Genomic DNA, 19,524 nt, shown 5'->3' with positions numbered 1-19,524 from the left:
AATGGAGGGAAACAATACACATGGCTACGAATTTCGTCATTGAAGGTCTGAAAGCGACGATCGAAGGTAAGGAAATCCTGAAAGGCATCAACCTGGAAATGAAAGGTGGAGAAATCCACGCAATCATGGGTCCGAACGGAACAGGTAAATCAACTCTGGCTTCTGCATTGATGGGCCATCCGAAATATGAAGTAACAGAAGGTACAATTACACTTGATGGTGAAGATGTATTGGATATGGCTGTAGATGAGCGTGCACGTGCAGGTCTCTTCCTGGCTATGCAATACCCAAGTGAAATTGCAGGTGTTACAAACTCCGACTTCTTGCGTAGTGCAATTAACGCACGTCGCGGCGAAGGTAACGAGATCTCTCTGATCAAGTTCATTCGTCAAATGGAAGGTAAAATGAAAGAACTCGACATGAACCCTGAGTTCGCTCACCGTTACCTGAATGAAGGTTTCTCCGGTGGTGAGAAAAAACGTAACGAGATTCTGCAAATGATGCTGCTTGATCCGAAAATCGTAGTACTTGATGAAATTGACTCCGGTCTGGACATCGATGCTTTGAGAATCGTGGCTGACGGTGTGAACGCTATGAAGAGCGAAGACCGTGGCTTCCTGATCATCACTCACTACCAACGTCTGTTGAACTACATTACGCCTGACTATGTTCACGTAATGATGCAAGGTCGTATCGTGAAATCCGGCGGACCTGAATTGGCTCACCGTCTGGAAGCGGAAGGGTATGACTGGGTAAAGGCAGAGCTGGGAATTACAGACGAAACTGTAGGCCAAGAAGCGTAAAGACAAAACGGAGGAGGATTAATCAATGACTACACAAACAATTCTTCCGGTTGAATCTGAAGCGCTTCGCGCCTTGTCGGAAAGCAACAATGAACCCGGCTGGTTGACCGAACAGCGGCTCGAAGCTTTGAAGCTTGCGAGCGGGCTTGCGCTTCCTAAACTGGAAAAACAAAAAATCGAACGCTGGAATGTCAGCGAGTACGGAACATATAAAACAAGTGAAGCTATTTCTTCTTTGACAGAAGTGCCTGCTTCTATCAAAGATCTGGTTCAGGATCAAGCTGAAGGCAGTCTGGTTATCCAGCGCAATTCCGGTACGGTATACTCCAAGGTGTCTGCTGATCTGGCAGCAAAAGGAGTTATCTTTACGGATCTGGCTACAGCGGTTCGCGAACATGGCGATTTGGTAAAACCATATCTGAACACAGCAGTAAAAGCAGATGAGCATTCCCTCGCTGCATTGCATGCAGCACTTTGGAATGGCGGGGTCTTCCTGTATGTTCCGAAAAATGTCGAAATCGAAGTACCACTGCAAGCAGTGTTGCTTACGGATGACGCATCTGCAACGTTTGCACCTCACGTGCTTGTGGTTGCAGAAGCAAACAGTTCAGTAACTTATGTGGATAACTATGTATCTGGCGAATTGTCCGCACCTGTTTTCCATAATGGTGTTGTGGAAGTATTCGCAAAATCCGGTGCTAAAGTACGTTTCGCATCGGTTCATCAACTGAGTGTGAATGTAACTGATGTTTCATTCCGTCGTGCAGTGTTGGAGAATGATGCTTCCATCGAGTGGATTGTAGGCGAAATGAACAATGGCGACACAGCGAGCAACACGATGTCCGTGCTGAAAGGCAATGGATCAAGTTCTGATTCCAAAGTCATCGCTGTAGGTTCCGGTTCGCAGAAAATCAACTACACCACAGAGGCTCGTCACTTCGGCAAGAATACACCAAGTCAGATGATTACACGTGCAGTTATGCGTGAAGAAGCTTCTGCAATCATCAACGGAATCACAAAGATTGAGAAAGGCGCTACCAAAGCCGATGGACAGCAGACAGAGAAAGTGTTGATGCTGAGCCCCAAAGCACGTGGAGACGCCAACCCAATCCTTCTGATTGATGAGGATGATGTAACAGCAGGTCACGCGGCTTCTGTTGGTCAAGTCAATGCCGAGCAGATTCATTACTTGATGTCGCGCGGAATTAACCGTACGGATGCGGAACGCCTGATCATCTATGGCTTCCTGGCTCCGGTGGTGGCGGATATTCCTCTGGAAGCATTGCGCACCCAATTGCAGTCCCTGATTGAGAAGAAGCTGGGACAATGAACCCGTCCATTCGCGAGCAGTTCCCGATCCTCCACCAGGAAATTAACGGACATCCGCTCGTATATTTAGATAGTGCTGCAACTTCACAGAAGCCTCATGCTGTGATCGAAGCAGTCAAACATTATTATGAGTATGAGAACTCCAACGTACACCGCGGTGTTCATACCCTTGGAAGCCGTGCAACGGACGCTTACGAAGGCGCACGTGAGAAGGTAGCCAAGTTTATCAATGCCCGCCGTACACAGGAGATTATCTTTACCCGCGGGACAACGACAGCCCTGAATCTTGTGGCTTCATCTTATGCCCGCGCCAATTGCAAAGAAGGCGATGAAATTGTTATCACGCAAATGGAGCACCATAGTAATCTGATTCCTTGGCAGCAGGTTGCCAAGGAGACAGGTGCAACATTGAAATACATCCCGCTTCAGCCTGACGGTCATATTGAATTGGCTGATGTCGAGAAGACGATTACGAACAATACTAAAATTGTAGCAATCGCTTATGTATCCAATGTTATGGGTCTGATCCATCCTGTGAAACAAATTGCTGAAATTGCACACCGCAATGGTGCTGTCATCGTTGTTGATGGCGCACAAAGCACACCTCACATGAAGGTGGACGTTCAGGATCTGGACTGTGACTTCTATGCATTATCCGGTCATAAAATGTGCGGACCAACCGGAATCGGTGCACTCTACGGCAAAAAGGCGCTGCTGGAGTCCATGGAACCCATTGAGTTCGGTGGTGAAATGATTGATGATGTGGGTCTGTACGAATCCAACTGGAAAGAGCTTCCCTGGAAGTTCGAAGGCGGAACCCCAATTATCGCAGGTGCGGTAGGTTTGGGAGCTGCCATTGATTTTCTGGAGCAGATTGGTATGGATGAAATTGCACATCATGAGAGTGTACTGGCAGCTTATGCGACGGAACGTCTGTCCGAAATTGATGGGTTAACGATCTATGGCCCAGCTAAGCGGCATGTGGGTGTCGTTACCTTTAACCTGGGTGATGTTCATCCGCATGATGTGGCAACCGTGCTGGATGCGAGTGGCGTAGCCATTCGTGCCGGACACCATTGCTGTCAACCGCTAATGCGCTGGCTTGAAGTTAGCTCAACAGCTCGTGCCAGCTTCTATCTATACAATAACGAACAAGATGTAGATCGGCTTGTTAGCGCCTTAATCCAGACAAAGGAGTATTTTGGCGATGCAACTTGATGATCTGTACCGACGTGTTATAATGGACCACTACAAAAATCCGCGTAACCGCGGAACATTTGATAATGACGCTGTCACGGTGAATTTGAACAATCCAACGTGCGGCGACCGGATTTCACTGCAAATTTTACTGAAAGACGGAATCGTTCAGGAAGCCAAATATACGGGTGAAGGCTGCTCCATCAGCATGTCCTCTGCATCGATGATGACAGAGGCCGTCAAAGGCAAAACGATGGAACAGGCACTCGATATCGCTAACCGTTTTTCCTCACTGATGAAAGGTGAAGAAGTCGATTTCGACGATTATGAAGATCTCGAAGCCCTATCCGGTGTGAACAAGTTCCCTGCACGCATCAAATGTGCCACTCTGGCCTGGAATGCATTACGCAAAGGGATTGACGAAGAGAACAAAGTACAATAACGATAGGGAGGTAGAGCAAGATGGCTAAAAAAGCACCAGAAATGGAAGAGTACAAATATGGTTTTCGCGACGAGCACAAATCCATCTTTCAAACCGGTAAAGGTCTGACTGCAGAAGTGGTTACCGAGATTTCCAAGATTAAGAATGAACCGGAATGGATGTTGGAATTCCGTTTGAAATCCTTGAAACAATTCGAAAAGATGCCAATGCCGAAATGGGGCGGAGATCTAGACGGATTGGATTTCAATGAAATTCAGTATTATGTACGTGCTTCGGAGAAACAAGGTAAAACATGGGAGGAAGTCCCTTCTGAAATCAAGGAAACCTTTGATAAATTGGGTATCCCTGAAGCAGAGCAAAAGTTCCTTGCAGGTGTATCGGCTCAGTATGAGTCCGAGGTTGTATACCACAACATGCAAAAGGAATTGGAAGACCAAGGTGTAATCTTCATGGATACGGATACGGCTCTCAGAGAGCATCCGGAAATCCTGCGTGAATATTTTGCAACGGTTATTCCGCCAGCCGATAACAAATTTGCTGCATTGAACAGTGCGGTATGGTCCGGAGGAAGCTTCATCTACGTGCCTAAGGGCGTTAAATGTGAAGTACCTCTGCAAGCCTACTTCCGGATCAACTCCGAGAATATGGGACAATTCGAGCGTACACTCATCATTGCGGACGAAGACAGCTTCGTTCACTATGTAGAGGGCTGTACAGCTCCGATCTACAGCACGAACTCACTGCATAGTGCGGTCGTTGAGATCATCTGTAAGAAAAATGCCCGTGTTCGTTACACAACGATTCAAAACTGGGCACCAAACATCTACAACCTCGTTACGAAACGTGCGGTTGCAGAAGAAAATGCAACGATGGAATGGGTAGATGGTAACATCGGTTCCAAACTGACGATGAAATATCCAGCGGTTGTGCTGAAAGGCCGTGGAGCTAAAGGTTCCGTACTCTCCATCGCCGTAGCTGGTAAAAACCAGCATCAGGATGCAGGTGCGAAAATGATCCATTTGGCTCCGGATACAACATCTACGATCGTTTCCAAGTCCATCAGTAAACATGGTGGTAAAGTAACATACCGTGGTTTGGCTTCCTTTGGACGTCAAGCTGAGGGCGCGAAATCCAACATCAAGTGTGATACACTCATTCTCGATAATGAGTCCACATCAGATACAATTCCTTACAATGAAATCATGAATGATAACATCATGCTGGAGCATGAAGCTACGGTATCCAAAGTGTCTGAGGATCAGCTCTTCTACCTGATGAGCCGTGGTCTGACTGATGCAGAAGCAACACAGATGATTATCATGGGCTTCATTGAGCCATTCACGAAGGAATTGCCAATGGAATACGCCGTTGAGATGAATAGATTGATCAAATTCGAAATGGAGGGCTCCATTGGTTAATCCAATGCAGCGCCTTTCGAAGCCGTGAAGCTGAACCTAGCTGCTGATGTTAAGCGGTAGTTATAGTTTCATGTGATTGAATACCCTCTAGAGCAGACTTTTTAAAAAGTCTCTCTAGGGGGTATTTTTATTCAAAAAATCTGGTGATAACAGCGATTAGAAGGTTGTTCTGTCATTGGAGTGGCAGGTGTATCTATTCTTTAGTTCAATTTGTATATTTACAAATGAATAGCCCAGAGTTATTCTTCCATTAACAAATATTACATATATTTTAATAGATTCAAATATGAGGGGGGATATGATGCGAAGAAGTATGGTTAAAAAGGGAGCAGCCTTAGTATTGTCTGCAGTTGTTGCCTTTACGAGCTCTGCGTTATTTCTATCAACGGCGAGTGCAGCAGAAGGTGGATCGGTATCGGGTTCATTCAACGTACTTAGTTACAATGTAGGTGGTCTTCCGGACCTGGTATCCAGTTCCAACCCCAAGGAGTACACCGTTCAGATTTCCCCAAAATTAAATGACTATGACATCATTAATGTGCAAGAGGATTTTAATTATCATCATGAGCTGATATCTCAGGTCACTCTGCCGTATCTGACGACAACAAGCGGAATTGCGGGTTTTGGTAGCGGGTTGAACAGTCTGTCCAAATATCCATTCCGTGACTTGAAGCGTATTACCTGGGATAAGCGATCCGGTCTTTTTGACAATGGAAGTGATGAATTGACTCCAAAAGGATTTACAGCAGCTACATATGAGATCGCACCTCAGGTGAAAGTGGACGTGTACAACTTGCATGCAGACGCAGGTAGCGATGATAAATCGCTTGAGGCCAGACGAGATAATATCAGACAACTTTCCAATTACATCAAGGAGCATTCGGACGGGAACGCGGTTATCGTATTTGGGGATACCAATACTCGGTACACCCGTGCGGCTGACAATATAGAGTTGCTCATGTCTGAGAATGGATTAAGAGATCCGTGGATCGATTTGATTCGAGGTGGGAGTATTCCCGCTGATGGGGATGCTCTTATGGATGTAAGTAATATAAATGGCCCGAACTATGAAATTGTCGACAAAATTTTGTATCGAGGAAGTAAAGCGTTGTCCCTGAATGCACAGAGTTATCGGTTAGAAAATCAAACGTTTGTTGACCCGAGTGGGAAGCAACTCTCCGATCATTATCCGATTACAGCGGAATTCGTGTACAGCACATCTTCTCAGTACCAACTAAGTTCAACAATCGGAGGATCCGGAGGAACTGGGTTTAATGATCTGAATCAGATACCCGATGCCAGACCCAGATCCGTTGTGCTCAACTCGGGTAATCGTGTAGACGGCATTTCAACGTTGTACAGGGATGGAACGAATCTGGCACATGGTGGTCAATCCAACATTGCCACACTGAACTTGGCAGACGGAGAGTACTTAACCCAGGCAACAATTGGTCAGGGGATACGAAATGGAGATAAACGGATCTTTTACGTGGAGTTGTCGACCAATCTTGGTAATAAGATTGAAGGCGGACAAAAAACATCGGATCAAATTAAACTTGAGACACCGGCAGGGTGGTATATAGCCGGATTTTATGGAAGAGCAGGACAGGAATTGGATCAGCTAGGCGTCATATACAGACCTCTGAATTAGAAGTGAGCAGTGGTTAAAATGAAATAATAATATATACATCTCATAGAGTGTTCGTATTAACATAGCACCGCTTGGAATATACGTTGGAGAGACCATAAGGTTTCCCTAATGATATTCTGAGCGGTATTTTTGTAGAATAAAATAAGACCAATAGCACAAGCCATTTCATAGATTTAAGCATTTCATTATAGAAAAGGATGTGAGTGTATGAGCGTAAACCCTTTCGAGGGATATCGGATTACAAGTTCATTCGGCTATCGAATTCATCCTATTCATGGTGGACAGACATTTCACCGCGGAATTGATCTCGTAACAGAGCCCTGGAATGGCCCCGTCTATGCCTTTATGGAGGGTAGAGTACGTTTTGCTTCCGAGGGAGTTACAGGCTCCGGATTCGGCGGTTACGGGCTTACAGTTGCCCTTCAAGATCATCGTGGCTACTTGCATTGTTATGCTCACCTTTCGCGGATAGCCGTAACCGTTGGGCAGCGGGTGAAGCGAGGCCAGCTTATCGGTAATCAGGGAAGCACGGGTCAGAGTACTGGCCCGCATGTACATTATGAGATTCGTAAAACAAGTTCACCCTCTTACGGGTATACAGCCAGCGAAGATGGTGTGACAGAACCGGGTGCATACCTACAGGCCGAATACGGAACTGTATCTCAGGAACAGGAGGCTCCGCCGATGACCACTGAGCAGAAGAAAATGTTTGAAGCCATGCAGAAAACGCTGGAGATTCAAGGGCGATGGATTCAGCAACAGGAGCAACTTTCCAATATGGATTGTCCCGCATGGGCGCAGCAAGCATTTGATTATTATCGACCGTTTATTATGAACGACAAAGGCAGTTATGAATTTTGGAGATTACTTGTTATCATGTACCGCAAGGAAAAAGGCATCCAGGTTTATTCTGATTCCGACATATAGATCTCCGCAAAGAACAGGGAGTAGCAAAAGGCTGATCCACTCAGGTAGATGCAGACAGACAACCATTTATCGAATGTTGCCTGTTCGCCCGGTTCATTCCATCGGAAACGTCATATGTTAGGGTATACCTGATGAAGAGGAGGCAATCACATGAGCGAAGTAGGATATGGTTGTGGTGGCAACGTAGGCGGAGTAGGCGGCGTTGGCGGATACAATATGTTCACAAACACTGGTGCAATCTTGGTACTGTTCATTCTGTTGGTTATCATTACAAAAGCATTCTGCGTGTAATCGAACATGATTGAATCGGAATAGACAAAAGGGAAGCCGATTACGGCTTCCCTTTTGTCATATGCCAACCTATGAGCTGGTTATTCAAGCTACTTCCTGTTTGTTGCTTCGTATCCATATTGTGTGGTGTGCACAATGAACAGATATGCTTGTTACACAATTACTGTACATAGATCTCAACGATAGCAATATCTCTTTCTTTCGCTAAATCGATAAAGGCCGTAGAGGTCTGAACGAGTGGGCGGAAATAATCTGCAGGATTATTCATAACAATGAGTCCCGTCTGACCCGTGGTGAGCAGAACCCTTTTACCGATAAAGTTAGGCAGCATGTGCTTGATCAGTTCCTGCGTTGCTTCAGCATTTAACTGCCCGAAGCTGAGGCTGTACAGTTCACACAGAACAGAGATCAGTTCCTGTTTGGTCTGGTACACCCGATTCGTCGTCATGGCGCTGTAGACGTCTGCTACAGCAGTTATACGGGCATATGGGTGGATCTCGTCTCCTCGCAGTCCATGAGGATAACCACTTCCATCCTCGCGCTCATGATGCTGAAGTGCAACGGTTGCCAGAATTTCATCCTGCGTGGATTCTTTAATGATATCGTATCCATAGAATGTGTGTTTCTTCATTTCGTCAAATTCTTCCGTGGTCAATTTACCAGGTTTATGTAACATTTCAGAAGGAATCTTGGACTTACCGATATCATGAAGATATCCTGCTTTGGCTACTGTTAGACATTCCTCGGGATTGTAACCCATCCAGCCGGCGATATAAAAAGCGAGCATTCCGACTTGCAATGAATGGTTGTACGTATAATCGCTATCCCCGTCCAGCATAAGCAACAAGGAGACAACATCTTTTTGTTTTTCCAACTGTTCTGTTAGGGTAAACAAAATCTCATCGACCTGTGTCTCATCAATAAAACCCTTCTCCATCGCTTGTTGAAATAGAGATTCAGTACCTTTGATCGTATCGTTAAACAAGTTAGTTAACAGACGGGTCTGATCGGAAGGTAAGGTTTGTGCATCAGAGTGTAGGTCGGCTGTTGTGTGTTCTACATCTGCGTACTCGATTCCATGTTGCAGCAGTTTGGATAGGTCATCTTCACTGAGGGTGGAACCTTTCATCAGCATGTGGAGACCCGAACTGTTGTATACATCATTTTTTAACAGGTCACCCGGTTTAAGATCAGTAACATGCACTCTCACGTATAAACCACCTTTTCTCGACTAATATCGACACATATGATTATAATAACAAGAAAAAAATGGGTTGACAACGACTTATTTACTATTAACCCACTCTATCTAAAAGGTGTAAAGACTCATTATTTAGTTCTCCATGGGGTTCCATGGTCCTAATTGATGTCCCTTCCATTCAGATCCATCTTCCCAAATTTCCTTTTTCCAGATCGGAACGGTCTGTTTGAGCCTCTCTATGGCGTAACGGCTTGCATCATAACAGTCGTTGCGGTGAGGCGAGGAAACGGCAATGACTACACTAATCTCTGCCACATCCACTTTGCCGATTCGGTGACTGATCGCACATAACACACCAGGCCAGCGATCGGAGATTTCCACACCAATGGCCGCCATCTGAGAAAGAGCCATCGGCACATAGGCCTCGTATTCAAGATGAACGGTGCGCTGTTCACCAGTCATTTCACGAGTCGTACCTACAAAAGTAAGAGCTGCCCCGTGATTCGGGGTAATCACTAGCGCCGTTGTTGCTTCCACGGACAAGGTGGACTCTGTAATCAGAAATAAGCCATCTTCAGTCCGATGCTCAGCAACGGTAGAGCGATGCTGAGCATCATCGGATATATCCGTACCATCACCTCCAGATACGGGAGGGATCAACGCAAGTTCATCTTCTGAGCTAAGTATAGTATCGGCAGAAGCGTACTGCTGGTTAACTGCTAAAAAGGATGTCTTTATCTGAGAAGCTGCCTCTGGGTAGGCCAGACTCAGTTTTTCTTTGACATCGGCAGCGGTTGGAAGGTCTCCAATGTACTCAAACTCCAGAAGGGATGTATTTAAACGTTCTGCAATGCCTGCAAATAATTGAATTGTCAATTTCATAGATATGACTCACCTCTTTTTGATCTCTAAACCCTTTAAATATATCATAACGACGTGGAAAATGTTATGCTTATCCATTAGAAGAATGAACTTTTATTGAAGAGCAGGGGGGCGGTGTGATGAGCACCAGGGAGAAGCAAACGTTAACGATTCTGCACACCAATGACATTCATAGCCACTTCGGCTCCATGAGCACCATCGCCGCTATGATCAATGAGGAACGTAACCAAGGTGGCAACTTCCTTGTATTGGATATCGGCGATCATATGGACCGGATGGCCGTTGAAACAGAGGGAACACTGGGTACGGCTAATGTTGATGTTATTAACCTGACGGGCTACGATGCCATTACAATCGGTAATAACGAAGGACTAACCTTTACGCCAGATCAGCTCTCGCAGTCCTACACTGGACTTCTGTGTCCTGTGGTATGCGGCAATGTTGTGGAGCAAGATACTGGACTTGCTCCAGTGTGGATGAAACCTTCTCTGGTTGTGGAGAAAGGTCCATTTCGCGTTGGTCTGCTGGGGGCAACCGCCCCTTTTACCACGTTTTACGAACTGCTCGGGTGGGATGTTCTGGACCCTGTGGAGTCATTAAGAGTTCAAGTGGAAGCACTACGTGAGGAAGTGGATGTGGTGGTTATTCTTTCACATCTGGGACTTTCGACAGATCGGAGACTGGCGGAGCAGATTACTGGAATTGATGTTATTCTTGGTGGACATACCCATCATGTTCTCGAAGAACCATTAGTCATTGGTCAGACCGTGCTGGGCGCAGCTGGAAAATTTGGCCAATGGCTTGGGAAAGTGGTTCTGGAACGAACAAGCGTGGGAGAACCTCTCCAACTGGTAAGTAGCGGTTGTATGACTGCCAAGAGTATATTACTGGATGATCAGGTCGCACTGGCAATCGCTACGAATCGTACGGAAGCCGAAAGGACGCTCAATCAGACGGCAGTAATAACCGATCGGGTGCTGCCCATCGCGTATAACCGGGAATCCCCGTTTGCAACATTGCTTGCACAAGCTGTTCGTCATTTCACGGGGGCACAGCTGTCTCTGGTGAATGCAGGTCAGCTTCTTGGAGAGCTTCCACAAGGTAATATTACAAAAGGAATGTTGCATTCCCTATGTCCATCTCCTATAAATGCTTGTACAATATGCTTGAGTGGAAGTCATATTCGTGAAGCACTTGAGCAGTCCTTGTTGGACGAGTTTTCAGGTAAGCCCGTTGTGGGATTTGGTTTTCGTGGTCATATCCTAGGCACGTTATGTATGGACGGAATGGAAGTTCATTACAATCCACATGCGCCAGCCTATGAGAAGATCCAGACCATATCCATCAATGGGGAGCCTATGAACGAACAATGTGAGTATATCGTTGGAACACTGGACATGTTTACGTTCAATGTGGGGTATCCTCCTCTGGCTCATGGAACCCGTACGCTCTATCATCTTCCGGAATTCATACGCGATTTGCTGGAAACGGAAATAAAACGACCAGGGGCTCTGGACGACAGCCTGCGAGCCCGCTGGCATCAAAGTTAAATTTTAAGTACTTGCCTTCTGCTGAAGCGGCGGCTAGTGGTAATTACATCTACGGAGCGGGAGAGGATAGGCTGTGCGTTTAGTACATATAAACTTATTGCAGCCTGGCATGAAGCTGGGGAAACGTATTTATAGTGAAGAAGGCCTTGTATTACTTAGTGAGGATGTAGAGCTAACCAGTCGATTGATTGGACGCCTTAAGGATCTCGGAGTCGGTTATGTGTATATTAAAGATGCTGCGACAGAGGACATCATCGTTCCTGATATGTTGCAGGAAGAGACCAGGAGGAAGGCACTGGTAGAGATCAAACAGCAATTTCAGAGTATGTCAGGACTGAAAACAAAAAATCGGATTCCTCATTTCGGTAAAGCGCTTAGTGGTGTGATGAATGCCATTCTGGAAGACATCGGCAGTCAGAAGGAAGCCATGATTATGCTGATGGACATGAACTCCAGTGATTTTGACCTGTATAATCATTCTCTGAATGTATGTGTGTACACGCTGGTTCTTGGCGTCGCTGCGGGTTACACACGCCAGCAATTAATGGAGATTGGTCTGGGTGCCTTGTTGCATGACATTGGCAAAACGCAGATTGCATCGGAAATACTTAATAAGCCCTCCAGATTGAGTGACGAGGAATTTAAAATCATTCAGCAGCACACTACATATGGACATCGTATTCTCAAAGACGAACCAGGTATACCGCTTCTATCTGCACATTGTGCATTACAGCATCATGAACGAATTGATGGTAGCGGGTATCCCTTTGGTTTGAAAGACAAGGAAATTCATGAATATGCCAAATGGATTGCGCTTGCTGATTCGTATGATGCCATGACAACGAATCGGGTGTACAAGCAAGCCTTGCTGCCGCATCAGGCAGTAGAGGTGTTGTATACAGGCTCAGGAACCCTCTATGAACAACGGATGCTGGAGAAGTTCAGGGATTGTGTCGCGATATACCCAGTAGGTATTTCAGTCAAGCTCAGTACGGGAGAGGTCGGGGTCGTTGCAGCGATTCATCCACGAGTGCCTCAACGTCCGCTTATCCGGGTTCTCAAGGATGCAGACGGGGAGACTCTGTCTTCGCCTTATGAAATTAACCTGTCGACAGCACTGTCTGTCATGATCACAGGTGTAGAGGGTGTGGAAGATGCACCTTCATCCGCTCAAAGTGAACGGTTGGAAAGCTGAACAAGCTTGGAAGATGATTAGCGCTCATGTCGTAATATCGGGGCCGTTTCGTGATTCGGCCCGGAGTTGCTTGAGCGTTTTTTGTCATGTAATGGACAGGGTCTACGTATGCCGGAGCATTCAAAATTGTGCTATGATAAAAGATAACTCCAAAAAGAGAAACACAAGGTATGATGTAAATAAAACTTTTTAGGTTAATAAAAGGAATAAGGTGAAGAACAATGACCATGCTAAACTCAGGATCGGTACAACCGATGCCTTTATCGCCGACGAATGATCCGTGGGATCCGATCGGTTCTCTGCGTACATATGGACGCCATGTGCTGACCAGTGTAGAAATGACGGTGACACATCTGTGCAACATGAGGTGTGAGCACTGCGCTGTGGGAGATATGCTTACAATGCGTGAAGCGCCGGCTCTTCCGCTACCGCTGATGCTGAAACGATTGGATGAAGTCGAGCATCTGCAGACGATTAGTCTAACGGGTGGCGAGCCAAGCTTTAGCCAGAAAACAGTGGATGAGATGATTATCCCACTGCTTAAATATGCCAAAGAACGTGGAATTCGTTCCCAGATTAATTCGAATTTAACGCTGGATATCAGCCGGTATGAGCAACTTTTACCTTATCTGGACGTTATGCATATCTCATTCAACTATCTGAATGCTGACGATTTCCATCAAGTTGGATTTGCGAATAGTGGCAGACCTGTGAAACGTGAAGTAGCGGTGAAGATGTATGAGAAAATGATTGGAAATTCACGCAAACTGAGTGAAGCAGGCATGTTTATCTCTGCGGAATCTATGATTAATTTCCGTACGCACGACAAACTCGATGGTATTCACCAATTGATTCGTGAGATGGGCTGTGTTCGTCATGAAGTGCATCCGATGTATAACTCGAACTTTGCTTCGTCGTTGCCTGTGCTATCACTGGACCATATGAGAGCAGCGATTCATCGTTTGCTTGATGTGCGTGACAAAGATATGTGGATGCTCTTCGGGACCCTGCCATTCTTCGCGTGCAGTGCAGCAGAGCAGGATCGGGAACTGATCAACCGTTTATACAGCGAACCAAATGTGACGGTACGTAACGATCCGGACGGACGTAATCGCGTGAACGTCAACATGTTCACGGGAAATGTGTATGTGACGGATTTTGCGGATATCCCGGCGTTTGGCAACATTCGTGATCGTAAGCTGGATGATGTGTTCCATGAGTGGTCAGCGGAACATCCGTTGAATCAGACGGTTAACTGCCATTGTGATATCGCATCCTGTTGCGGGCCAAACCTGCTGGTAGCGGATATGTATTACAAAGGTGTGGATTTCAAATCTAGAAAGGCAATCACACGTTGATATTCCAGGTGTATTCCTGAAATAGATAGAAAAGGGGAGTTTCAACTTGGATATTCATACCGAGTTTCATCTTGGGCAGCTGGTATTTAATCTGGTCTGTGTCTTTTTGCTCGTATTTTTGAATGGCGTATTTGTTGCAGCAGAATTTTCCCTGGTGAAAGTAAGGCAGACACGCTTAACTCAATTGCAGAGTGAAGGAAACCGTATGGCTGGTTACGCACTAAAGGTGAATAGTAAACTGGATTCCTATCTATCGGCAACTCAGTTCGGGATTACGTTGACATCGCTTGGACTCGGGTGGCTGGGAGAACCGGCCATCTCCGAATTGCTCGTTGAGCCACTCATGTTTAAACTTGGTGTAGGGGATACAGGGCTTATTTCGACCGTGTCGGTCATTATCGGTTTCTGTATCATTACGTTTCTGCATATTGTGCTGGGTGAGCTTGCGCCTAAATCGTTGGCAATTCAAAAAACAGACGGAGTGGCATTGTTCTTATCTGCGCCCTTGCTGTTGTTCTACAAAATCTTCTTCCCGTTCATCTGGGTGCTGAATGTATCGGCCAATGCATTGCTGCGTCTGGCAGGTATCGAACCTGCCAGTGAAGGAGAAGCTCACTCGGAAGATGAACTTCGTATTCTGATGAAGCAGAGTGCCAAGAGTGGTGTCATCGATAAAGATGAGATCAAACTGATGGACAACATCTTTGATTTCTCCGATATGCTGGCACGTGAAGTGATGCTGCCACGTACAGACATGGATTGTCTGTACACGCATATGTCTTTGGAAGAGAACCTGGAGATCATTAATGCAACCAAACATTCCCGGTATCCCGTAGCAGTAGAAGACAAGGATGAGATCATTGGATTTATACACATCACCGATCTGCTGTTGGCTAAACCGGAGCAACAACATGATCTGGCTTCACTTGTCCGTCCAATCTTAAACGTTCCTGAATCCATGGAAATCAGCCATGTGCTGCGTCTCATGCAGAAGAAACATTCACAGATGACGCTGGTTGTGGATGAATATGGCGGTACAGCTGGATTGCTGACTGCGGAAGAAATTCTGGAAGAGATCGTTGGAGACTTGTATGACGAGTTTGAGGATGAGCGTCCGCATATGGAACGCAGTGGGGATTCATTTTCCATTGATGGTCGTTCGCTTATTGAAGAAGTTCATAAGTGGACCGGAGCCATCATTGAGGATGAAGAAGTGGATACCATCGGCGGATGGTTGTTTAAAGAGCTTGGGGGTAATCCAACCAAGGGAAAAACGCAGGAGCTGAATGGGTACGTTTTTGAAGTAGAAGAATCGACTCGCTTGCGAATTACCCGGGTTCGAGTATACAAGCAATCTGTCCCTCAAGACATGAATTCGGAAGAAACACCGAGAGGATAGATTTGTTGTAGTCAGATGATGAGTGTGACGAACAACAGGTCAACGGGTTTACTCCATTTTACGAATTACAGACTTTTGGAACTGCCGTAGAGGTGCTTCCAAGGGTCTTTTTGTATTCCAAGAGAAGAAGGCTTGGGAATTACTTTATGAATTTGTGCTAAATAGGGATTAACCTGTAGAGCTGAAACATATACATATGGAGACGGGAAGCAGTGGTTTGAATTGTATGGGGATGCATGTAAACATTGTCGAAGGAGGCGTTTCGAGTGAAGGATCCACAGCTTCGAGCCTATGCTCCTTTTGTGGGGCCGTTTGATCCTTGTAAACCGATGGAAATCCGCACGTATCTTGTTCCACCGCAGTTGTTTATACCTTTCCAGCCCATGGGTTGGCCGCAATACAGTCCGGCAGAAGCGCTAAGACTGGGCACATTATGGCCTGCATTATACAGCCCTTATACATCCAAGAAAACAAAGGAAAGAAAGGTGGAGGCGGATGGAACCTGAAGCACCGAAAGCCTGTGATGCAAAATACTACGAGTTGCTGGAAGAACTTCAGGCGCTGGACTTCGTATTAGTGGAACTAAATCTGTACCTGGATACCCATCCAGGTGACTTCCAAAGCATTGAACAGTACAACAAGTTCAGCCAGGAGCGAATGCGAGTGGCCCATGAGTTTCAACAGCTGTACGGACCGTTGATGAATTTTGGTCATGCCTTCTCGAAGTATCCTTGGGAATGGTCCCAGACACCTTGGCCTTGGCAAGTATAAAAATTAAAGGGGGAGTCGTGGAATGTGGGTCTACGAGAAGAAGCTGCAATATCCCGTTCGTGTGAGCAAATGTGACCCTTACATGGCCAAATTACTGATGGAACAGTATGGTGGTGCAGATGGCGAATTGGCGGCAGCCTTACGCTATCTGAATCAACGTTATACTATTCCAGACAAAATTATTGGTCTGTTGAATGATATCGGCACAGAAGAATTTGCTCATTTAGAGATGATTGCAACCATGATCTATAAGCTCACCAAAGATGCTACAGTGGAACAGCTGGAGCAAGCCGGGCTGGCTGCTCACTACGTTAATCATGATAAAGCCCTTTTTTACAGCAATGCAGCAGGTGTACCGTTTACCGCTACGTATATTCAAGCCAAGGGTGATCCGATTGCGGATCTGTACGAGGACATTGCAGCAGAAGAGAAAGCCCGGGCTACATATCAATGGTTGATCGACCTGACCGATGACGTGGATCTGCAGGATAGTCTGAAGTTTCTAAGGGAACGCGAGATTGTACATTCCTTGCGTTTCCGGGAGGCTGTAGAGATCCTGAAAGACGATCGGGAGACAAAGAAGATTTTCTGAACATTTGGTATAAAAGCAGAAGTCTGGCAGTCCGGTAGGGCTGCTTTTTGTATGAAAAGATAGTATTATTAAATAATTAATTTTAAAGTAGCAGTTCTCAAGATTGAATAATCTTGGAACTGCTACTTTCATTTAGAGCATCTTTTTCAGTTTAATAGATACTACAGTTGTATGCTGACGGTTTCTTCACCAGGGCTTATATAATTAACACTTACTTTATTGGAAGGCACAGAGTGATATCCTCCGGTTTGTCCACTGCCCCAACTGTTATATATAAGATTGCTTCCTGAATAGTACCCTACAGTGATATCATGCCAGCGAACATTTTTAATGGTTGAACCTGTGTTCATGTTCTCAGGTTTTTGACCAATGGTGGTCATTCGTTTTACTCTCATGCCCGTGCCGCTTTTATCCCAGCCGCTGATTCCACCTCGTACAATAGTTGTTGTCAATTGTTCACCAGTTGTCGTGATTCCTGATACAGCCAACGTACATTCATTGGGATTAGTCACATAAAATTTCATATAAATATCCTGACCTGATCGATAGCGCGTATTGCTAGGTACCATGGCTCCGTTGGCCAACGTTGTAGGTGACCAGTTATCAAACGCTGTGCTGTATTGTAGACCTGCATCTATCCCATTTCCGTTAGATCCCCAGCCTCCCAGGTATACATAAGGAACATCCGTCGATACATTACCTTTTACGTATGGGGCACCTGGAATGGTTACATACGTACTTAACCAGTTGTAGCCATTATTCGAGAAAACTCTTCGATAAGGGCCGGAACCTCCGCTTGGATTAGGCACTTCGGCAGTGGGCGAAATTTGTGTGTCATCTTTAATGGCAGATGCTGAAAAATCATTCGTGGGTACTCCAGGACCGACAAGTTCTTTTCCGGATGCACTTTGATAAATATTGTTCTCAACCAGATCATATACTTCTGTCGTCTCTTTGAGTTCCGTCTTGTTAGAGTAAATGGCACCGTCTTCTGCGACATAGATGACATTTCCTCGATCTTCTTCGTCGAGCCGGGCCATCACGTCAGCGATTACTTCTCGCTCATTTCCCGTAATTGATGAATCGATGTTGACTTCGATACTTTTTTTAAGTTCGTTGTTCATGGTGCTCGTGTCCATATTACCATCTGCGAATACAAGATTTAATGGAGTTAATAACAAAGCTAAGGATAATAATGAAGTTAGCGATTTTTTTATCTTCAATCTAACAACTCCCTCTCTTAAATGGAATGTGTTCTGAATAATTACCAATGCAATTTTAACTACGAATGTAGCAACTCATGATAATGATAGATAGTACTTGAAGATAAACCTCTCCTTTTATGGAATTTAATTACTTCTAAATCATAGTTTTTGTGTAATAATATGTAAGTGACTTTCTTCACAATAAAAGGTAATAAATCTTCAATGAACGTTATAGGTAGAAAATGGAGAAACAAAAAACCATCCCCAGTAGTGGTACCAGAGATGGTTTTATTGGATTTTTGAAGGGTTTACCTAATATTCAACTACCATGGCAACATTTTGCCACCCGGCTCCAACGGTCCAGAACAGAACTTTGTCACCGCGCTGAATCTGACCAGTTGTAACTGCTCGATACAATGCAATAAACGGACTGCTGGTTGAGGTGTATCCGAACTCATCTCCGATATAGACAGCTATATCATCACCAATGCCAACGTTCTCGGATACAGCCCGAATGTTACTCATGGATAGCTGAGAGAAGCAGGCGGCTCTGATCTCGTCTGGTCCAATCTCGTTACGTGTCAGCAAGGTACGAATGGACTCTGAAGCGGCATCTACACAGATCGAATCATCAAATGGGATGAATTTCACATGAAAAGCACCCGCATCTACACCCGTTTTGCCCAGCTTCGCCAAGCCTTGTGCAGGAAAAAGAGAATTACCATACACACAGGTATCCGTCTGATAGATGGAATCAATGAAACCGACAGCATGTTCATCCCGCTCTACAATAACCGCCGCTGCTGCATCACCGAAATTGGCGAAGTATACGGGATCATCGGGACTGGCGTGAGGAGCTACGTAATCCGAGCCGATGATTAATGCCCGGCGAATTCGAGGATTGCCAAGCATCTGCCGGCTAACCTGTTCGAAAGCAGCGGTCATACCTGCACAGTTGGCGTTACTGTCAATACAGATCGTGTGAGAAGCTCCGTTAATCAGGCGATGAATCATCAGGGAATTTGTAGGAAAGATGTATTCTGGCGTTTGGCTTGCATAAGCAATCAGATCAATATCTGCGCCGGTTAGTCCGGTTTTTTCCAGTAAATTACTGGCGGCCTCAAAGGCCATGCTTAGTGAGTTTTCGTCATCGTTGTCAATTTTATAACGTGTATCACGACCAAGTACCTTTAACAATCCACGAATATCTACACCTCTTGCATCAAAATGTTCAATATAAAAATCATTGTGCACTTTGGTTGCTGGATGATAGATATCGATATCTACAATACGAATTCCGGCCATCTTCATTC

Annotated in this window: 19 protein-coding genes; 15 read left to right on the top strand and 4 right to left on the bottom strand. The window is 45.5% G+C overall.

The window, feature by feature from the left end; translation table 11 throughout:
- Nucleotides 1-20 precede the first annotated feature (20 nt).
- From sufC to J7E78_RS13950, 8 genes are all read left to right on the top strand, one after another.
- Entirely contained in the window at nucleotides 21-803 is a 783-nt protein-coding gene (gene sufC, locus J7E78_RS13985) for a Fe-S cluster assembly ATPase SufC (RefSeq protein ID WP_215076832.1), read from the top strand.
- Between the two features lie 25 nt (nucleotides 804-828).
- A complete protein-coding gene (sufD, locus tag J7E78_RS13980) occupies nucleotides 829-2,133 on the top strand; it encodes a Fe-S cluster assembly protein SufD (RefSeq protein WP_215076830.1) in 1,305 nt (434 codons plus the stop codon).
- Nucleotides 2,130-3,350 (top strand): cysteine desulfurase, encoded by a 1,221-nt coding sequence (locus tag J7E78_RS13975; protein WP_076330320.1) that lies wholly within the window; start codon nucleotides 2,130-2,132, stop codon nucleotides 3,348-3,350. The genes sufD and J7E78_RS13975 overlap by 4 nt, the downstream gene beginning before the upstream one ends.
- Nucleotides 3,340-3,771 carry a Fe-S cluster assembly sulfur transfer protein SufU gene (gene sufU / locus J7E78_RS13970; protein WP_017689537.1) on the top strand — a complete coding sequence of 144 codons (432 nt, stop codon included), beginning with the start codon at nucleotides 3,340-3,342 and terminating at the stop codon, nucleotides 3,769-3,771. Before J7E78_RS13975 ends, sufU begins: the two co-directional genes overlap by 11 nt.
- Before the next feature lie 20 nt (nucleotides 3,772-3,791).
- Nucleotides 3,792-5,189 carry a Fe-S cluster assembly protein SufB gene (sufB, locus tag J7E78_RS13965; RefSeq protein WP_036669904.1) on the top strand — a complete coding sequence of 466 codons (1,398 nt, stop codon included), beginning with the start codon at nucleotides 3,792-3,794 and terminating at the stop codon, nucleotides 5,187-5,189.
- A 298-nt stretch (nucleotides 5,190-5,487) separates the two neighbouring features.
- On the top strand, nucleotides 5,488-6,840 hold the full coding sequence (locus tag J7E78_RS13960) for a jacalin-like lectin (protein WP_251035023.1): 1,353 nt from the start codon (nucleotides 5,488-5,490) through the stop codon (nucleotides 6,838-6,840).
- Between the two features lie 207 nt (nucleotides 6,841-7,047).
- Nucleotides 7,048-7,767: a M23 family metallopeptidase gene (locus tag J7E78_RS13955; protein WP_215076828.1), complete on the top strand. Its 720-nt coding sequence runs from the start codon at nucleotides 7,048-7,050 to the stop codon at nucleotides 7,765-7,767.
- A gap of 150 nt (nucleotides 7,768-7,917) precedes the next feature.
- The gene (locus J7E78_RS13950) at nucleotides 7,918-8,058 is read left to right on the top strand and encodes a hypothetical protein (RefSeq protein WP_017689533.1); all 141 of its coding nucleotides are present in this window, start codon (nucleotides 7,918-7,920) and stop codon (nucleotides 8,056-8,058) included.
- Between the two features lie 160 nt (nucleotides 8,059-8,218).
- Here J7E78_RS13950 and J7E78_RS13945 read toward each other — a convergent pair whose 3' ends face one another.
- Complete coding sequence (locus J7E78_RS13945; RefSeq protein ID WP_215076826.1) at nucleotides 8,219-9,268, bottom strand: HD-GYP domain-containing protein; 1,050 nt, start codon at nucleotides 9,266-9,268, stop codon at nucleotides 8,219-8,221.
- 123 nt (nucleotides 9,269-9,391) lie between these two features.
- A complete protein-coding gene (locus J7E78_RS13940; RefSeq protein ID WP_215076824.1) occupies nucleotides 9,392-10,141 on the bottom strand; it encodes a molybdenum cofactor biosynthesis protein in 750 nt (249 codons plus the stop codon).
- A gap of 119 nt (nucleotides 10,142-10,260) precedes the next feature.
- Between J7E78_RS13940 and J7E78_RS13935 the strand changes: the two genes are divergently transcribed.
- The 7 genes from J7E78_RS13935 (at nucleotide 10,261) to J7E78_RS13905 (ending at nucleotide 17,006) form a co-directional block, all read left to right on the top strand.
- Nucleotides 10,261-11,691, top strand: coding sequence for a bifunctional metallophosphatase/5'-nucleotidase (locus tag J7E78_RS13935; RefSeq protein ID WP_215076822.1), 1,431 nt, complete (start codon nucleotides 10,261-10,263; stop codon nucleotides 11,689-11,691).
- Nucleotides 11,692-11,764: 73 nt separating this feature from the next.
- The gene (locus J7E78_RS13930) at nucleotides 11,765-12,886 is read left to right on the top strand and encodes an HD-GYP domain-containing protein (RefSeq protein WP_215076821.1); all 1,122 of its coding nucleotides are present in this window, start codon (nucleotides 11,765-11,767) and stop codon (nucleotides 12,884-12,886) included.
- 221 nt (nucleotides 12,887-13,107) lie between these two features.
- The gene (gene yfkAB / locus J7E78_RS13925) at nucleotides 13,108-14,244 is read left to right on the top strand and encodes a radical SAM/CxCxxxxC motif protein YfkAB (protein ID WP_215076819.1); all 1,137 of its coding nucleotides are present in this window, start codon (nucleotides 13,108-13,110) and stop codon (nucleotides 14,242-14,244) included.
- A 46-nt stretch (nucleotides 14,245-14,290) separates the two neighbouring features.
- Entirely contained in the window at nucleotides 14,291-15,643 is a 1,353-nt protein-coding gene (locus J7E78_RS13920; RefSeq protein ID WP_215076818.1) for a hemolysin family protein, read from the top strand.
- A gap of 266 nt (nucleotides 15,644-15,909) precedes the next feature.
- On the top strand, nucleotides 15,910-16,149 hold the full coding sequence (locus J7E78_RS13915) for a spore coat associated protein CotJA (protein ID WP_311517331.1): 240 nt from the start codon (nucleotides 15,910-15,912) through the stop codon (nucleotides 16,147-16,149).
- Nucleotides 16,139-16,414, top strand: coding sequence for a spore coat protein CotJB (locus J7E78_RS13910; protein WP_076209123.1), 276 nt, complete (start codon nucleotides 16,139-16,141; stop codon nucleotides 16,412-16,414). The genes J7E78_RS13915 and J7E78_RS13910 overlap by 11 nt, the downstream gene beginning before the upstream one ends.
- Nucleotides 16,415-16,436: 22 nt before the next feature.
- Nucleotides 16,437-17,006 (top strand): manganese catalase family protein, encoded by a 570-nt coding sequence (locus J7E78_RS13905; RefSeq protein WP_215076816.1) that lies wholly within the window; start codon nucleotides 16,437-16,439, stop codon nucleotides 17,004-17,006.
- A gap of 161 nt (nucleotides 17,007-17,167) precedes the next feature.
- Here J7E78_RS13905 and J7E78_RS13900 read toward each other — a convergent pair whose 3' ends face one another.
- Entirely contained in the window at nucleotides 17,168-18,229 is a 1,062-nt protein-coding gene (locus J7E78_RS13900) for a YrpD family protein (protein ID WP_215076814.1), read from the bottom strand.
- A 294-nt stretch (nucleotides 18,230-18,523) separates the two neighbouring features.
- Complete coding sequence (locus J7E78_RS13895; protein WP_215076813.1) at nucleotides 18,524-19,516, bottom strand: 3-oxoacyl-[acyl-carrier-protein] synthase III C-terminal domain-containing protein; 993 nt, start codon at nucleotides 19,514-19,516, stop codon at nucleotides 18,524-18,526.
- Nucleotides 19,517-19,524 lie beyond the last annotated feature (8 nt).

The organism is Paenibacillus polymyxa (genome assembly GCF_018614975.1).
Classification (GTDB): domain Bacteria; phylum Bacillota; class Bacilli; order Paenibacillales; family Paenibacillaceae; genus Paenibacillus; species Paenibacillus polymyxa_E.
This window is presented reverse-complemented; position numbering and strand designations above follow the sequence as displayed.

What these genes read in the sequence shown, in the direction of transcription:
- sufC (WP_215076832.1), top strand. Translation starts at nt 21, where the DNA reads ATGGCTACGAATTTCGTCATTGAAGGTCTGAAAGCGACGATCGAAGGT.
- sufD (WP_215076830.1), top strand. Translation starts at nt 829, where the DNA reads ATGACTACACAAACAATTCTTCCGGTTGAATCTGAAGCGCTTCGCGCC.
- J7E78_RS13975 (WP_076330320.1), top strand. Translation starts at nt 2,130, where the DNA reads ATGAACCCGTCCATTCGCGAGCAGTTCCCGATCCTCCACCAGGAAATT.
- sufU (WP_017689537.1), top strand. Translation starts at nt 3,340, where the DNA reads ATGCAACTTGATGATCTGTACCGACGTGTTATAATGGACCACTACAAA.
- sufB (WP_036669904.1), top strand. Translation starts at nt 3,792, where the DNA reads ATGGCTAAAAAAGCACCAGAAATGGAAGAGTACAAATATGGTTTTCGC.
- J7E78_RS13960 (WP_251035023.1), top strand. Translation starts at nt 5,488, where the DNA reads ATGATGCGAAGAAGTATGGTTAAAAAGGGAGCAGCCTTAGTATTGTCT.
- J7E78_RS13955 (WP_215076828.1), top strand. Translation starts at nt 7,048, where the DNA reads ATGAGCGTAAACCCTTTCGAGGGATATCGGATTACAAGTTCATTCGGC.
- J7E78_RS13950 (WP_017689533.1), top strand. Translation starts at nt 7,918, where the DNA reads ATGAGCGAAGTAGGATATGGTTGTGGTGGCAACGTAGGCGGAGTAGGC.
- J7E78_RS13940 (WP_215076824.1), bottom strand. Translation starts at nt 10,141, where the DNA reads ATGAAATTGACAATTCAATTATTTGCAGGCATTGCAGAACGTTTAAAT.
- J7E78_RS13935 (WP_215076822.1), top strand. Translation starts at nt 10,261, where the DNA reads ATGAGCACCAGGGAGAAGCAAACGTTAACGATTCTGCACACCAATGAC.
- yfkAB (WP_215076819.1), top strand. Translation starts at nt 13,108, where the DNA reads ATGACCATGCTAAACTCAGGATCGGTACAACCGATGCCTTTATCGCCG.
- J7E78_RS13910 (WP_076209123.1), top strand. Translation starts at nt 16,139, where the DNA reads ATGGAACCTGAAGCACCGAAAGCCTGTGATGCAAAATACTACGAGTTG.
- J7E78_RS13905 (WP_215076816.1), top strand. Translation starts at nt 16,437, where the DNA reads ATGTGGGTCTACGAGAAGAAGCTGCAATATCCCGTTCGTGTGAGCAAA.
- J7E78_RS13895 (WP_215076813.1), bottom strand. Translation starts at nt 19,516, where the DNA reads ATGGCCGGAATTCGTATTGTAGATATCGATATCTATCATCCAGCAACC.